We start from the raw sequence: 15,255 nt of genomic DNA on the forward strand, positions 1-15,255 counted from the left end.
TTACTATACCGGTATTTGAATGGGGAGCGTTCCGTGGGGGATGTTCGGGAGCGGTATTAGAATGGGCGCCATGGTGCGTACCCCTCTCACTCCCGAAGAGCGCGAACGCGGCGAACGGCTCGGCCGGTTGCTCCGCGAGGCCCGCGCGGGCCGCAGCATGGCGGAGGTCGCGGCGAGCGCCGGCATCTCCGCCGAGACGCTGCGCAAGATCGAGACGGGGCGTGCTCCGACCCCGGCCTTCTTCACGGTCGCCGCGCTCGCGCAGGCCCTCGGACTGTCCATGGATGAGATCGCCGGACGCTGCACACCGGCCGTCGAGGCCGCCGCCTGACGGCTCCGCACGTCACGTTCCGGCAGCTCCGGCGTACTCTGCGTTCAGTCCGAAAACTTCCCGTAGCGCATTCGTAACATGGCTGGTGTTGCCTAGCGGACCGGAGTGCTCCGGTCTGGCGGGAGTCGAGATGTCAGTGGATCAACTCCCGGCTCGGGTGCGGGAGTTCGTGGACTACCTGGACGGCCTGCTGGCGCGCCTGGATCAGGGCGCCGGCTGGTGCGGGGTGTTCTGGCAGCGCGACCCCGAGGGCATGCAGGCCTGCCTCGACGGACGTGAGGTGCCGCCCCGGGACGTGCTGGAGTCCCTCCTGCACGACCTCGCCGCCCAGTACGGCCCCGGCGGCGCCGGCCCCGAGACGGAGCGCGCCCGCGCCCTGCACATCGCCGCCCTCGCCGCGTACGACGCCCGTCCCGGCGGCCGCGACGCCCTCGGGGACCGGCTCGACGTCATGCTCCGCGAACAGCGGTACGCCGCCGAACGGCAGGCGGAACTGGGCCGTTCGCTCGCCGCCGCCACCAGCAGGGAGGAGGCCGACGCCGTCCGCCTCGACCTCGCCTGGGCCCGCGACGACCACGAACGCGCGACCGCCCGGTGCGCCGAACTCCGGGCCCGGATGGCCGACCTGGACCGACGGGCGGCCGGCGGCCGTGCCGAGGCGATACGCCGGGACCGGGAGGGGGAGGGGGACCTGTTCCGCGTCGATGACCGGTTCGGCGGTGAAGGGGGCAGGGACCACCTGGCCGGGGGCGTCGAGGGCGGGGACGGTCGGCATCCCGGGGAAGGGGCGTTCAGCACTTCGGTCTCAGGGCATCTCGGACCCCGCGGTGAGTCGCCTCGGCGCGACGCCCAATCGCCGGCCGATGCGGGGGACTGGTTCGAGGAGCGCGGGACGGCTGCTCGGCAGCATCCGCAGGGTTCGGACCGCCTCGCCGGGCATCCCCTGGACCCCACGGCTCGCACCGCCTCGGCCGCGGCGCCGACACCGTCCGAGCGGCCGGAAGCCCCGCACACCCCTGCCCGCACCGCACCCGGCGACCACCCCCGGGCCCCGTCGCCCGCCCCCGACCTTGAGCCCGCCCCCACCCCCAAGCAGCGCAAACGCCGCCGAGGCAGCGCCCGCTTCGCCGGGATGGTCGAGGAGGAGGCCGCCCCCGTCGTCGTACCGCCGACCGCCGAACCCGTCCTCCCCACCCTCCCCGCTCAGCCCGGCACCACGCGCCGCACTCCACGCGGGGCCAGATTCGCCGGGGCCGCCGACGAAGCGCCCGCGAGTCCGCGGCAGCCGCAGGTCGAGCCGATGGGGGCGGAGGACCGGCGGGAGGTGGCCCGGACCGTGCAGACGATCGTGCGGCTGCGGGCCGAGGGACGCGGCGGTGAGGCACATGTGCTGCTGGTGGAGGCCGCGTACTGGCCCGCCGTCCGCTTTCCGGCGCTCGCGGCCGACATGGAGCGCGCCGGACTCGGCGCCGACTGGGCCACCCTGCTGTGGGAGGCCGCCTCGCTGCCGGCCGAGCGGCTCGTCGCCGCCGCCGACGCGCTGACCGCGGCCGGGCGGGCCGGCGACGGGGAGCAGATCCTGCGGCAGGGCGTGGCGCGGCCCGCGGGCGAGATCGGACAGGCCGTGCTCGGGCTGCTCGGCGAGGGGCGGCACCGCGAGGTCCGTGCGCTGCTCGACGCGTACGTCCGGGTCCGCACCCCGGAGGAGGCCGCCCGCAGCGTCGCGCCGGAGCCGCGCACCCTCGTACCGCTTGTGCTGGCCGCCGCTCAGGGTGTCTCGGACGAGCGCCACTGGGATCTCGTCCATGCACTGCGGGTGGCGGGCTTCACGGCCTGAGCGGCCGGGTGCCCGGGTGCACCGCACCACGGCTGGACACCCGTCCCACCGGCCCCATCCCTCACCCACTGGAGGGTGAAACGTGATCGACTCAGCGGGTTAACGACGATGGTCTTGGCAAGGCTGTTCCGGGGGCTTACTTTCAAGCCTCTACGGCCCCCTCTACGGGCGTAGAGGCTCTGACGTCCCGTCGAAGGAGCAGCTCATGGCCAACGTCGTACGCGCCGCACTGGTCCAGGCCACCTGGACCGGCGACACCGAGTCCATGGTGGCGAAACACGAGGAGCACGCCCGGGAGGCGGCCCGGCAGGGCGCGAAGATCATCGGCTTCCAGGAGGTCTTCAACGCTCCCTACTTCTGTCAGGTCCAGGAGCCGGAGCACTACAGCTGGGCTGAGCCGGTCCCCGACGGGCCCACCGTGCGCCGTATGCAGGAGCTGGCCCGCGAGACCGGCATGGTGGTCGTGGTGCCGGTGTTCGAGGTCGAGCAGTCGGGCTTCTACTACAACACCGCCGCAGTGATCGACGCCGACGGCACCTACCTCGGCAAGTACCGCAAGCACCACATCCCGCAGGTCAAGGGCTTCTGGGAGAAGTACTACTTCAAGCCGGGCAACGTCGGCTGGCCCGTCTTCGACACCGCCGTGGGCAAGGTCGGTGTCTACATCTGCTACGACCGCCACTTCCCGGAGGGCTGGCGGCAACTCGGTCTCAACGGCGCCCAGTTGGTGTACAACCCGTCGGCCACCTCGCGCGGTCTGTCGTCCTACCTGTGGCAGCTGGAGCAGCCTGCCGCGGCCGTCGCCAACGAGTACTTCGTCGCCGCGATCAACCGCGTCGGACAGGAGCCGTACGGCGACAACGACTTCTACGGGACGAGCTATTTCGTCGACCCGCGTGGGCAGGTTGTCGGCGAGGCCGCCAGCGACAAGAGCGAGGAACTCGTCGTACGTGACCTCGACTTCGACCTGATCGAGCAAGTGCGGCAGCAGTGGGCCTTCTACCGCGACCGCCGCCCCGACGCCTACGAAGGACTGGTGCAGCCGTGACCAAGGACCTGCTGGGACGCCACCGCGCCGTCATGCCGGACTGGCTCGCCCTCTACTACGAGGAGCCCCTGGAGATCACCCACGGCGAGGGCCGCCACGTGTGGGACGCCGAGGGCAACCGGTACCTCGACTTCTTCGGCGGCATCCTCACCACCATGACCGCGCACGCGCTGCCCGAGGTGACGAAGGCGGTGAGCGAGCAGGCCGGGCGGATCATCCACTCCTCCACCCTGTACCTCAACCGGCCGATGGTCGAACTCGCCGAGCGCATCGCCCAGTTGAGCGGCATCCCGGACGCCCGCGTCTTCTTCACCACCTCCGGCACCGAGGCCAACGACACCGCCCTGCTGCTCGCGACGGCCTACCGGCAGAGCAACACGATCCTCGCTATGCGCAACAGCTACCACGGCCGCTCCTTCAGCGCCGTCGGCATCACCGGCAACCGCGGCTGGTCGCCGACCTCGCTGTCACCGCTGCAGACGCTGTACGTCCACGGCGGTGTACGCACCCGTGGTCCGTACGCGCACCTGAGCGACGAGGACTTCATCGCCGCCTGCGTCGAGGACCTGAACGACCTCCTCGGCCACACCCGCCCGCCCGCCGCCCTCATCGCCGAACCCATCCAGGGCGTCGGCGGCTTCACCTCGGGTCCGGACGGGCTGTACGCCGCCTTCCGTGACGTACTCGCCGAGCGCGGCATCCTGTGGATCGCCGACGAGGTGCAGACCGGCTGGGGCCGAACCGGCGACCACTTCTGGGGCTGGCAGGCGCACGGACAGTCCGGCCCGCCGGACATGCTGACCTTCGCCAAGGGCATCGGCAACGGCATGTCGATCGGCGGTGTCGTCGCCCGCGCCGAGATCATGAACTGTCTGGACTCCAACAGCATCTCCACCTTCGGCGGCACCCAGATCACCATGGCGGCCGGCCTCGCCAACCTCTCCTACCTGCTGGAACACGATCTCCAGGGCAACGCACGGCGGGTGGGCGGGCTGCTCGTGGAGCGGCTGCGGGCCGTCGCGGCGCAGGTGCCGCACGTACGGGAGGTGCGCGGCCGGGGACTGATGCTGGGCGTCGAGATCACCAGGCCCGGCACCGACGACGCCGACCCCGCCGCCGCGTCGGCCGTGCTGGAAGCGGCCCGCGAGGGCGGCCTCCTCATCGGCAAGGGCGGCGGCCACAACACCAGCTCCCTGCGGATCGCCCCGCCCCTGTCCCTCACCGTCGCGGAGGCCGAGGAGGGCGCCGCGATCCTGGAGAACGCTCTGAGGAGCATCTAGCAGCATTCGGCCGAGCACGGCCTGAACAAGGCCCGAGCAAGGGAAACACCGCCATGACCACCACCTCGGAGCCCGCGCAAACCCTGGAGCCCGCCCTGTCGGTCCGCCAGGTCCTCACCCTGGAGCGGGTGCTCGCCGGGGAGCCCGAGGTGGTGGCCGGCGCCGGTCAGCTCGACCGGCCGGTGCGCTGGGTGCATGTCGCCGAGGCACCGGACGTCGGGGTGATGCTCACCGGCGGCGAAATGGTGCTCACCACCGGCGTGCTGCTCGCCGGGGACGAGGACAAACAGGCCGAGTACATCCGCTCCCTGCACCGGGCCGAGGCCGCGGCCGTCGTGCTGGGGCTCGGCCGGGCCTTCCCCGCCCCGCCGGACGTGATGCGCCGGGCGGCGGAACGGTGCGGGCTGCCCATGGTCGTCCTGCACCGCCCCTTCCCCTTCGCCGAGCTGACCGAGGAGGTGCAGTCCCGGCTCGTGCGGCGGAAGTTCGCCGCCGTCAGCTTCTCGGAGTCCGTACGGACCGCGCTCACCGGACTCATCACCGCGGGCGCCCCGCTGCAACGGCTGCTCGACGAGGTCGCCTCGCACAGCGCCTGCCCCGTGGTCGTCACCAACCTCGCCCACCGCGTCCTCGCCACGGCGGGGGAGCGGCCGGCCGTGGACGACGTGCTGCGCGACTGGGAGCGCATCGCCCGCCAGGCCGGCGGCAGCGAGGGCGACGGCTGGATCCGCGCCGAGCTGGGCGGGCGCGGGGAGCGGTGGGGCCGGATCGTGCTGTGCGGATACCGGGGCGACACCGCCACCGGACGGCTGCTCGCCGACCGCGCCGCCGAAGCCCTCGTCCTGCACCGCATGCTCGGCGGGAACGCCGCGCACACCTGGGAGGAGCAGTCCGCGCAGAGCCTGCTGACCGACCTCGTCAGCGGGGTCGTACCGGCACGGCAGCTGCTGCCACGCGCGCGTGCGGCCGGACTGCCGGTCAACCGGCGCGCCTTCGTGCCGCTGGTCGTGCGGGACGTCGATCCCGGCCAACTGGAGCGCGTGCTGCGGATGCTGGGGCTGCCCGGGATCGTCGCCGAGCTCACCGAGGGGGCCACCGCGGTCCTGCTGAGCCTCGCCCGGGACCAGGACGCCGCCGTGCTCACGGAGAACTTCGCGGCCCGGGTGCGCTCGGAGTCGGGCGCCGTCCTGACCGTCGTGGCCGCCGCCGACGCGCGTACCGCCTGGGACGACGTACCCGCCGGAGTGCGCGAGGCCCAGCATGTCGCCGACGCCGTCGCCGACTCCTCGGCCGCCCTCGACCTCCCGGCCGTCGTACGCCTCAGGGACGTCCATCTGCGCGGCCTGGTCCGGCTGTTGCGGGACGACCCGCAGGTCCAGTCGTTCGCGGAGCGGGAGCTGGACGGGCTGCTGTGCGGCCCGGACGACGAGGCCGGCGCCCTGCTCGCCGTGCTGCGGACGTACCTCGCCACCGGGCGCAACAAGTCCCGCACCGCGCAGCTCCACCATGTCTCGCGGCCCGCGCTCTACCGCCGACTGGAGGCGATACAGGCGCGCCTCGGCGTCGACCTCGATGACTTCGAGCAGGCTGCCTCCGTACACATCGCGCTCCTCGCGCATGACGCGCAACAGGGGTGAAACATGCGGCGACCTGGGAAAACGGCGGTGAAACATGGGTCCACGACAGGGTGACACCGTGGCACGCCGCGCGCCCGCAGACGTGACACCGTGCAACTCAAACCGGCCTCCCGGACTTCCTACGCTCGCTGCACACCGAGTGACCGGAGGTCCCGATGAGCAGAGTGATCCGTGCCGCGATCTTCCAGACCGCCTGGACCGGCGACAAGGAGTCGATGATCCAGGTGCACGAGCAGGCGGCGCGCGACGCGGCCGCACAGGGTGCGCAGGTGATGTGCTTCCAGGAGCTGTTCTACGGGCCGTACTTCTGCCAGGTGCAGGACAAGGCGTTCTACGAGTACGCCGAGCAGATCCCCGAGGGCCCGATCGTCCGGCGCTTCCAGGCGCTGGCCAAGGAACTGGGCCTGGTCCTGGTCCTGCCGATGTACGAGGAGGAGCAGCCCGGCGTCCTCTACAACACGGCCGCGGTGATCGACGCCGACGGCTCGTACCTGGGCAAGTACCGCAAGCACCACATCCCTCAAGTGCCCGGATTCTGGGAGAAGTTCTACTTCCGCCCGGGCAACGCCGGCTGGCCCGTCTTCGACACCGCCGTCGGCCGGATCGGCGTCTACATCTGCTACGACCGCCACTTCCCGGAGGGCTGGCGGGCGCTGGGCCTCGCGGGCGCCGAGATCGTGTTCAACCCGTCGGCCACCTCGCGCGGACTGTCCTCCTACCTGTGGCAGCTGGAGCAGCCGGCCTCCGCCGTCGCCAACGAGTACTTCGTCGGCGCGATCAACCGGGTCGGGGTCGAGGAGCTGGGCGACAACGACTTCTACGGCACCTCGTACTTCGTGGACCCGGAGGCCCAGTTCGTGGGCGAGGTGGCGAGCGACAAGGAGACCGAACTGGTCGTCCGCGACCTGGACATGGCCAAGCTGCGCGAGATCCGCGACCGCTGGCAGTTCTACCGCGACCGCCGTCCCGACGCGTACGGCCCGCTGACCGCACCCTGACCGAACCGTTCACTCTGGCAGGAGAGGGACCATGAGCAGCCGTACCGTCATCCGCGGTGGTCTCGTCATCACCGCGTCCGACGAGATCCATGCCGACGTGCTGATCGAGGACGGCCGCATCGCCGCCCTCGCCGCCTCCGGCACGCCCGCCGCCGAGGCTTTCAGTGCCGAACGGACCATTGACGCCACCGGGAAGTACGTCATCCCGGGCGGCGTCGACGCCCACACCCATATGGAGCTGCCGTTCGGCGGCACCTTCGCCTCCGACACCTTCGAGACCGGCACCCGGGCCGCCGCCTGGGGCGGAACGACCACGATCGTCGACTTCGCCGTGCAGAGCGTGGGCCACTCGTTGCGCGAGGGGCTCGACGCCTGGCACGCCAAGGCCGAGGGCAACTGCGCGATCGACTACGGCTTCCACATGATCGTCTCCGATGTGAACCAGGAGACGCTCAAGGAGATGGACCTGCTGGTGGAGGAGGGCGTGACCTCCTTCAAGCAGTTCATGGCCTATCCGGGGGTCTTCTACTCCGACGACGGCCAGATCCTGCGCGCCATGCAGCGCTCCGCCGAGAACGGCGGCCTGATCATGATGCACGCCGAGAACGGCATCGCGATCGACGTGCTGGTGGAGCAGGCGCTGGCGCGCGGGGAGACCGACCCCCGGTATCACGGGGAAGTACGCAAGGCGCTGTTGGAGGCCGAGGCCACCCACCGCGCCATCAGGCTCGCGCAGGTCGCGGGCGCGCCCTTGTACGTCGTGCACGTCTCGGCGATGGAGGCGGTCGCCGAGCTGGCACGCGCGCGTGACGAAGGGCTGAACGTCTTCGGCGAGACCTGCCCGCAGTATCTGTTCCTGTCCACCGACAACCTCGCCGAGCCCGACTTCGAGGGCGCGAAGTACGTGTGCAGCACGCCCCTGAGGCCGCGTGAGCACCAGGCCCACCTGTGGAAGGGGCTGCGGACCAACGACCTCCAGGTCGTCTCCACCGACCACTGCCCGTTCTGCTTCGTGGGCCAGAAGGAGCTCGGCCGCGGCGACTTCTCCAAGATCCCCAACGGTCTGCCGGGCGTCGAGAACCGGATGGACCTGCTCCACCAGGCCGTCGTCGACGGCCACATCTCACGCCGCCGCTGGATCGAGATCGCCTGCGCGACACCGGCCCGGATGTTCGGCATGTACCCGAAGAAGGGCACGATCGCGCCGGGTGCCGACGCCGACGTCGTGATCTACGACCCGGGGGCGGAGCAGGTCATCTCCGCCGAGACGCACCACATGAACGTCGACTACTCGGCGTACGAGGGCAAGCGGACGACCGGCCGGGTCGAGACGGTCCTCTCGCGCGGCGAACTCGTCATCACCGAGCGGGAGTACACCGGCCACGCCGGGCACGGCGTCTACACGCCCCGCTCCACCTGTCAGTACCTCAACTAGGAGCGGAGCACATGGACTTCGGACTCGTCCTGCAGACCGACCCGCCGGCCTCGCGGGTCGTGAGCCTCATGAAGCGTGCCGAGCGCAGCGGCTTCACGTACGGCTGGACCTTCGACTCCGCCGTGCTGTGGCAGGAGCCGTTCGTCATCTACAGCCAGATCCTGGCCAACACGCAGAAGCTGAAGGTCGGCACGATGGTGACCAACCCGGGCACCCGCACCTGGGAGGTCACCGCCTCCACCTTCGCCACCCTCAACGACATGTTCGGCAACCGCACGGTGTGCGGCATCGGACGCGGCGACTCGGCCATGCGCGTCGCCGGCCGCAAGCCCAACACGCTGGCCCGGATCAGCGAGGCCATGAAGGTCATCCGGGCGCTCGGCAGCGGCCGCGAGGCCGACCTCGGCGGTGGCACGGTCGTCAGCTTTCCGTGGATCAAGGAGGGCGCCGAACTCCCCGTGTGGATGGCGGCGTACGGCCCGAAGGCCCTGAAGATGACCGGCGAGGAGGCCGACGGGTTCATCCTGCAGCTCGCCGACCTGTATCTGACCGAGTACATGGTGAAGGCCGTGAAGGACGCCGCTGTCGCCGCCGGCCGTGACCCGTCCGAGGTGAAGATCTGCGTCGCCGCCCCCGCGTACGTCACCGAGGACGACTCGCCCGAGAAGCTCGCCCACGCGCGCGAGCAGTGCCGCTGGTTCGGCGGAATGGTCGGCAACCATGTCGCCGACCTGGTGTCCAAGTACGGCGAGCACTCCGCCGCCGTACCCGACGAACTGACCGACTACATCAAGGCCCGAGAGGGGTACGACTACTCCCACCACGGACGCGCCGACAACCCCGACACCGCGTTCGTGCCCGACGAGATCGTCGACCGGTTCTGCCTCATCGGCCCGGTCGAGAGGCACATCGAGAAGCTGCAGGCGCTGCGTGAGCTGGGCGTCGACCAGTTCGCCGTCTACGACATGCACGACGCGCAGGAGAGCGTCATCGACGCCTACGGCACGACGGTCATCCCCGCGCTCAACTCCTGATCCCCGCCCCCCGAGTTCACCGCCCACGCTTCCACCCGACCCCACCCCCCACCTTGTCTCCCTCCCCGTGATCCCGGCCTCCCCGCCGTCCCGTCCCGGAGAGGGGTGGCGGGGCCGGGACGCGGCCTGCCCGCCCCATCCCGGCCCCGCCCAAGGCCCCCGCACGGCCTTTCCCGTCCAGTCCCTGATCGATTGGCCTGCTCATGACCGAAACCGTCCCCACGGGGTCGCCGATATCGCAGTACGCCGGTGCCGACGGCCGGATCGAACTCGCCCCCGAGGCATTCCCCGCCCACAGCCCCTTCGCCAACGAGGACCTGCGTCCCGTCCCGGTCGCCGAGCGCAAGTGGACGACGTACAACTTCGCGGCCCTGTGGATCTCCATGGCCCACTGCATCCCCAGCTGGACCCTGGCCTCCGGTCTGGTCGCGCTAGGCATGGACTGGAAGCAGGCCGTCTTCACCATCGCGCTGGCCAACGTCATCGTGCTGCTGCCGATGCTGGCCACCGGGCACGCCGGACCCAAGTACGGCATACCCTTCCCGGTGCTGGCGCGGGCCTCCTTCGGGCTGCGCGGCGCCAACATCCCGGCGATGATCCGTGCGGCCGTGGCCTGCGGCTGGTTCGGCATCCAGACCTGGATCGGCGGCAGCGGCATCTTCGCCCTCGGGTCAAAGCTCACCGGCGGCCACTGGGAGAACGCGAGCAAGATCGCGGGCAACCCCTGGCCCCTGTGGCTCTGTTTCGTCCTCTTCTGGGCGCTGCAGATCGCCATCATCTACCGCGGCATGGACTTCCTGCGGCACTTCGAGAACTGGGCCGCGCCCTTCGTGATCGTCGGTGCGCTCGTCCTGCTGATCTGGATCGCCGTCAAGGCGGACGGGTTCGGCGCGCTGCTCGACCAGCCGTCGAAGCTGGGCTGGGGCGCGGACTTCTGGCCGGTCTTCTTCCCGTCCCTGATGGGAATGATTGGGTTCTGGGCCACTTTGTCCCTCAATATCCCCGACTTCACGCGCTTCGGCGCCAGCCAGAAGGCCCAGACCTGGGGGCAGTCCCTGGGGCTGCCCACCACGATGACCCTCTTCGCGGTCCTCGCCGTGCTGGTCACCTCCGGCTCCGAGGCCGTCTACGGGCAGGCGATCTGGGACCCGGTCGAGCTGGCCGCCAAGACGGACAACGCCTTCGGCCTGCTCTTCGCGCTCGTCATCGTGCTCGTCGCCACGGTCTCCGTGAACATCGCGGCGAACGTCGTCTCCCCGGCGTACGACCTGGCGAACCTGGCCCCGAAGCTCATCAACTTCCGTACGGGCGCACTGATCACCGGTGTCGTCGGCGTCCTGATCTTCCCGTGGAAGCTGATCTCCACACCCGAGTTCTACATCTTCACCTGGCTCGGCGTCGTCGGCGGCCTGCTCGGCACGGTCGCGGGCATCCTGATCGCCGACTACTGGATCGTGCGGCGCACGGTCCTGCACCTCGCGGACCTGTACACGCCCGGCGGCCGCTACTGGTACTCGTCCGGCTGGAACTGGCGCGCGATCGTCGCCTTCGTCGTCGGTGGCGTCCTGGCGGTCGGCGGCTCGTACTCGGGTGTCGGCGCCGACGGCACCAAGACCGGGCCCTTCCCGGCCGACGGACTGATCCCGTTCCTCAAGCCGCTCGCCGACTACGGCTGGGCCGTGGGCGTGGGCACGTCGCTGCTGCTGTACGTGGTGCTGATGTCCGGACACCGGGAACGTGCCGCGGCCTGAACCGGCTCGGTGTGAGGACGGTCAGGGGGCGGTCAGCCCTTCTGGCCGTCCTCCAGGGCGGCGACCGCCTCCTTGGCCGCCTTGATCGCGCCCTTGTTGATGTCGTCCGAGGCGGGCGCCTTCTTCGACTCGAAGTCGCTTCCGCTGTACGTGATGGAGATCAGCGCGTTGGACGAGCGGACCAGCACCACGCCCTCACGCGTCTGCTGCTTGTCCTCGGTGGAGAGGTTCACGACGGAGTAGCCCGCGTCGCCGATGCCGGGGACGTCACCGCCGCCGCTCTTGTCGGCGACGCGCTCCTTGAAGGACTCCTTCGCCGCGTCGTCCGACTGCGTGATCTCGAAGGAGACGTCCAGCCACCGGTACTCGTATCCCTTGAGCGCGTTCCACGAGCAGGTGCGACGCAGCTTCGAGTCCGTCGAGGGGATCTCCTTGCCGGCCGTCTTGGCGCCCGGAACCAGCGACTTTATGGACTTCGAGCCCAGGCTGTCGCAGGGTGCGGGAGCGGCGGAGTACGTCTTCGACACGGCCTCCGTCGCGGGCGCCGAGGGCTCCTCGCCGTCGGTCTTCTGTGTCGCCGCCCGGTCCTCGGCAGCCGGCGTCGCGGCCAGCGGTCCGGACGACAGCGCCCATCCCGCCGCGGCGAGCACGACGACGGGCGACAGACGCGCGGTGAGGGCGAGCGGCAAAGGAAGAGAACGCACGGCGCACTTTTCGTGGAGGACGGTGCGGAGGGAGTCCGCACTGCGGACGGGACGCCAGTGTCACATGACTCCCTGTGAGGCGGAAGTGCCAACTCGCTCCGTACTGACGCCGTTACGGGACGGCCGTAATTACGTGGTGGCCTGGGCGAGTTACGGGGCCTCCTGGATGATTTGGGAGGAGATAGCGCTTTCGATTCGGTCCACGGCGAGAAACGCGCCGTACGCGACCAGGCGCACCAGGCAGCGGTCGGTGTGCCCCGGCCGCCGCCAGGCCGCCACGTCCTCCGGCGTGATCCGGTACGGCGCCAGGGCGGCCAGCAGCGCGAGTCTCGCACCGGGACGCTCCCGCCGGTCCGGAAAGCCGGGCAGGGAGAGCGGCGGATGCGCACCGTCCCAGTCGTGGATGACCTCCTCGACGAGGTCCTGGTCGTCGGTGTCGAGCAGGTCGGCGCCCGCCAGGGCCGCCCTGAGCAGCGCCGCGTACGCGAGACCGACGGCCGTGCCGTCCGCCCAGGCGGGGGCCTCACCGGGGTCGGCGTGGTCGAGCAGCGCGAGGGCGGCACCCGGGCGGGCGGGGCGGCGTACGGTCCGGGCGAGCGAACGGCCCGTGAGGCTGCGCACCGCCCGGAACCGTTGGGCGCCGGCCGGCAGCAGGTTCTCGGTCAGCAGGGCCGACGCGGTCCGGTTGATGAAGTGGAAGGTGAGCGCGGTGCCGAGGTAGGCCGGGGCGTGCGCCTGCGGGAAGGGGTACGGCGCCAGGGCGGCGCCGGGCACACGCGTGTGCTTCCCCCAGGCCAGCACGCGTGCGTGCGCCTCGTCGCGCGGGGCCTCTCCCCGTGCCAGCCGCTCCGCCAGCGCGTGGTCGCCGGTGGCGTGCAGCAGCACGGTGTGCGCGTCCACGCAGAACGGGCACTTGTTGGCCAGCGACACCCCGAGCGCCACCAGCTCCTTGCCGGTGCGGCTGCCAGTGCCCGCGATGAGCGACTCGCGCATCAACGCCCAGGTGGGAGCGAGGAGTTCGGGGGCGGCGGACAGGACCACGAAGGTGGAGGGTGCGGCGATGCCGAAGTCGAGGGCGATCTGCGCGTACACCTCGGCGACGGTGCCTGCGGCCGACCTGGGCGGGAGGGGTTCGGTGTAACGGAAGGGTGTGGACATGGCAGCAGCGTGCGCCCGCCGGGCGGCCCGGGTCGTCGTACCGGCGAAGGGAGTCGGCGCTGCGACGGCCGGGCGGGGCGGCGGTGGTCACTACTACACAGGGAGTAGTCCGGGAGCCGTCCACAGGGCTGACGTCGCTGTCGGTGCCGCGGTCTAGTGTGCGTGCATGGGCGGGCTTCGAATCACACGCGAGCGGTTCGCCGACGCGGCCGTCGCGGTCGTGGTCGGCGCCATCACCCTGTTCGCCGCCGTGGCGGACGACCGTGCCGGACTCCTCGACCTGGCGCTGATCGCGGTCGGTTCACTGGCCCTCGCCGCACACCGCAGCGCCCCGCGCGTGGTGCTCGCGACCACCACCGGCTGCCTGCTCGCCGAGGTCGTCCACGCGGGACCCGCGGCCATCATGGCCCTGCCCGTCGCGGGCGCGGTGCACACGGCGGGACGGACCGGGTACCGGGGCACGGCCGCCGCTGCCGCCGCCGTCTTCCTCGGCGGATACGTGGCGGCCGGCTCGGCGAGCGCGGAGGTGGCACGCGAGGCACTGCTCCTCGCCGGCTGGTTCCTGTGCGCCGTGGTGACAGGGCTGGCCGACAGCAACTGGCAGGCGTATCTGCGCCAGACCGAACAGCGGGCGCTGGAGGCCGAACGCACCCGGGAGGAGGCGGCGTTGCGCAGAGCGGGCGAGGAACGCCTGCGCATAGCCCGTGAGTTGCACGACTCGCTCACCCACAGCATCTCGATCGTCAAGCTCCAGGCGGGCGTCGCCGTGCACCTGGCCCGCAAACGGGGCGAGGAGATACCGCCCGCGCTGCTCGCCATCCAGGAGGCGAGCGGCGAGGCGATGCGCGAGCTGCGCGCCACGCTGGAGGTGCTGCGCACGGACGAGCCGACCGGCACCCCCGCCCTGCTCGTGGAGCGGGCGCGGGCTGCCGGGCTCGCGGTCGAGCTGACGGTGACGGGGGAGGAGCGGCCGCTCGCGGCGACGGTCGACCGGGCGATGTACCGCATCGTCCAGGAGGCCCTGACGAACGCGGCACGGCACGCGGGACCGGCGAAGGTGGGTGTTCAACTCGCCTATGGTGAGGGTGACTTGATGATCCATATCGAGGACGACGGCGCCGCCGACCCGTCCAGCCCGCCCGCCCCCGGCATCGGTCTGACCGGCATGCGCGAACGCGTCACGGCCCTCGGCGGCACCCTGGACGCCGCCCCGCGCGCGGAGGGTGGCTTCGCGGTGCGGGCGCGGCTGCCGCTGGGGGAGACGGGATGACGGACGACGTGATAAGGGTGGCCCTCGTCGACGACCAGGCGCTGATGCGGGCGGGTTTCCGGGCCCTGCTGGACGCCGAGGACGGCATCGAGGTGGTCGGCGAGGCGGCGGACGGTGAGCGGGGCCTGGAGCTGATCTGCGCCCAGGTCCCCGACATCGCGCTGGTCGACGTACAGATGCCGGTGATGACGGGCATCGAGGCGACGCGCAGAATCGCCGCGGACCCGGCGCTGGCGGCGGTCCGTGTGGTGATCCTGACGAACTACGGCCACGACGAGTACGTCTTCGAGGCACTGCGCGCCGGAGCGAGCGGGTTCCTTCTCAAGGACACCGAACCGGCCGACCTGCTCCAGGCGATCGAGGTGGTGGCACGCGGGGAGGCGCTGCTGTCCCCGTCGGTGACCCGCACCCTGATCGGCGAGTTCGTGTCCAGGCCGCCGGACCGGGCCACCGCACCCGGCCTGGAGTGCCTGACCCGCCGTGAACGCGAGGTGACGGCGCTGGCGGCGCGGGGGCTGACGAACGAGGAGATCGCCGAGCACATGGTGATCAGTCCCTTCACGGCGAAGACGCACATCAGCAGGGCGATGACGAAGCTGGGGGCGCGGGACCGGGCCCAACTCGTCGTGTTCGCCTATGAGTCGGGTCTGGTGGCTCCGCGCAGCCCGGACGTGTCGGCACCCTGAAGGCCTTCGCCGACCGCATGGCGGTGCTCAACGGCGGCAGGCTCGTTGCCCAGGGGCAGGCTGAAACCGAGTTGAGGCCGTTCTGA

13 protein-coding genes are annotated in these 15,255 nt (G+C 71.1%); 11 read left to right on the plus strand and 2 right to left on the minus strand.

Annotated features, from left to right (window positions below):
- Positions 1–70 precede the first annotated feature (70 nt).
- The 9 genes from POF73_RS05130 to POF73_RS05170 all read left to right on the plus strand — a co-directional run bounded on the left by POF73_RS05130 (position 71) and on the right by POF73_RS05170 (position 11,351).
- Positions 71–331, plus strand: a complete 261-nt coding sequence (locus tag POF73_RS05130; protein WP_272113250.1) for a helix-turn-helix domain-containing protein — start codon at positions 71–73, stop codon at positions 329–331.
- Between the two features lie 130 nt (positions 332–461).
- On the plus strand, positions 462–2,168 hold the full coding sequence (locus POF73_RS05135) for a hypothetical protein (RefSeq protein ID WP_272113251.1): 1,707 nt from the start codon (positions 462–464) through the stop codon (positions 2,166–2,168).
- A gap of 205 nt (positions 2,169–2,373) precedes the next feature.
- Entirely contained in the window at positions 2,374–3,216 is an 843-nt protein-coding gene (locus POF73_RS05140) for a nitrilase-related carbon-nitrogen hydrolase (RefSeq protein WP_272113252.1), read from the plus strand.
- Positions 3,213–4,496: an aspartate aminotransferase family protein gene (locus tag POF73_RS05145; protein ID WP_272113253.1), complete on the plus strand. Its 1,284-nt coding sequence runs from the start codon at positions 3,213–3,215 to the stop codon at positions 4,494–4,496. The genes POF73_RS05140 and POF73_RS05145 overlap by 4 nt, the downstream gene beginning before the upstream one ends.
- Positions 4,497–4,549: 53 nt before the next feature.
- Positions 4,550–6,133, plus strand: a complete 1,584-nt coding sequence (locus tag POF73_RS05150) for a PucR family transcriptional regulator (RefSeq protein ID WP_272113254.1) — start codon at positions 4,550–4,552, stop codon at positions 6,131–6,133.
- A gap of 155 nt (positions 6,134–6,288) precedes the next feature.
- Positions 6,289–7,131, plus strand: coding sequence for a nitrilase-related carbon-nitrogen hydrolase (locus tag POF73_RS05155; RefSeq protein ID WP_272113255.1), 843 nt, complete (start codon positions 6,289–6,291; stop codon positions 7,129–7,131).
- A gap of 31 nt (positions 7,132–7,162) precedes the next feature.
- Positions 7,163–8,566, plus strand: a complete 1,404-nt coding sequence (hydA, locus tag POF73_RS05160) for a dihydropyrimidinase (protein WP_272113256.1) — start codon at positions 7,163–7,165, stop codon at positions 8,564–8,566.
- 11 nt (positions 8,567–8,577) lie between these two features.
- The gene (locus tag POF73_RS05165; protein WP_272113257.1) at positions 8,578–9,600 is read left to right on the plus strand and encodes a TIGR03842 family LLM class F420-dependent oxidoreductase; all 1,023 of its coding nucleotides are present in this window, start codon (positions 8,578–8,580) and stop codon (positions 9,598–9,600) included.
- Between the two features lie 203 nt (positions 9,601–9,803).
- Complete coding sequence (locus POF73_RS05170) at positions 9,804–11,351, plus strand: NCS1 family nucleobase:cation symporter-1 (protein ID WP_272113258.1); 1,548 nt, start codon at positions 9,804–9,806, stop codon at positions 11,349–11,351.
- A gap of 32 nt (positions 11,352–11,383) precedes the next feature.
- Here the strand turns inward: POF73_RS05170 and POF73_RS05175 are convergent, their stop codons facing one another.
- Positions 11,384–12,055 carry a hypothetical protein gene (locus tag POF73_RS05175; protein WP_272113259.1) on the minus strand — a complete coding sequence of 224 codons (672 nt, stop codon included), beginning with the start codon at positions 12,053–12,055 and terminating at the stop codon, positions 11,384–11,386.
- Between the two features lie 150 nt (positions 12,056–12,205).
- On the minus strand, positions 12,206–13,213 hold the full coding sequence (locus POF73_RS05180; RefSeq protein WP_272113260.1) for a carboxymuconolactone decarboxylase family protein: 1,008 nt from the start codon (positions 13,211–13,213) through the stop codon (positions 12,206–12,208).
- 166 nt (positions 13,214–13,379) lie between these two features.
- Here POF73_RS05180 and POF73_RS05185 point away from each other — a divergent pair, with 166 nt between their 5' ends.
- Both POF73_RS05185 and POF73_RS05190 read left to right on the plus strand, forming a co-directional pair.
- Positions 13,380–14,483 carry a sensor histidine kinase gene (locus tag POF73_RS05185; RefSeq protein WP_272113261.1) on the plus strand — a complete coding sequence of 368 codons (1,104 nt, stop codon included), beginning with the start codon at positions 13,380–13,382 and terminating at the stop codon, positions 14,481–14,483.
- On the plus strand, positions 14,480–15,169 hold the full coding sequence (locus tag POF73_RS05190; RefSeq protein ID WP_272113263.1) for a response regulator: 690 nt from the start codon (positions 14,480–14,482) through the stop codon (positions 15,167–15,169). Before POF73_RS05185 ends, POF73_RS05190 begins: the two co-directional genes overlap by 4 nt.
- Positions 15,170–15,255 lie beyond the last annotated feature (86 nt).

Origin of the sequence: Streptomyces sp. HD, assembly GCF_028369295.1 — a bacterium.
GTDB lineage: Bacteria > Actinomycetota > Actinomycetes > Streptomycetales > Streptomycetaceae > Streptomyces.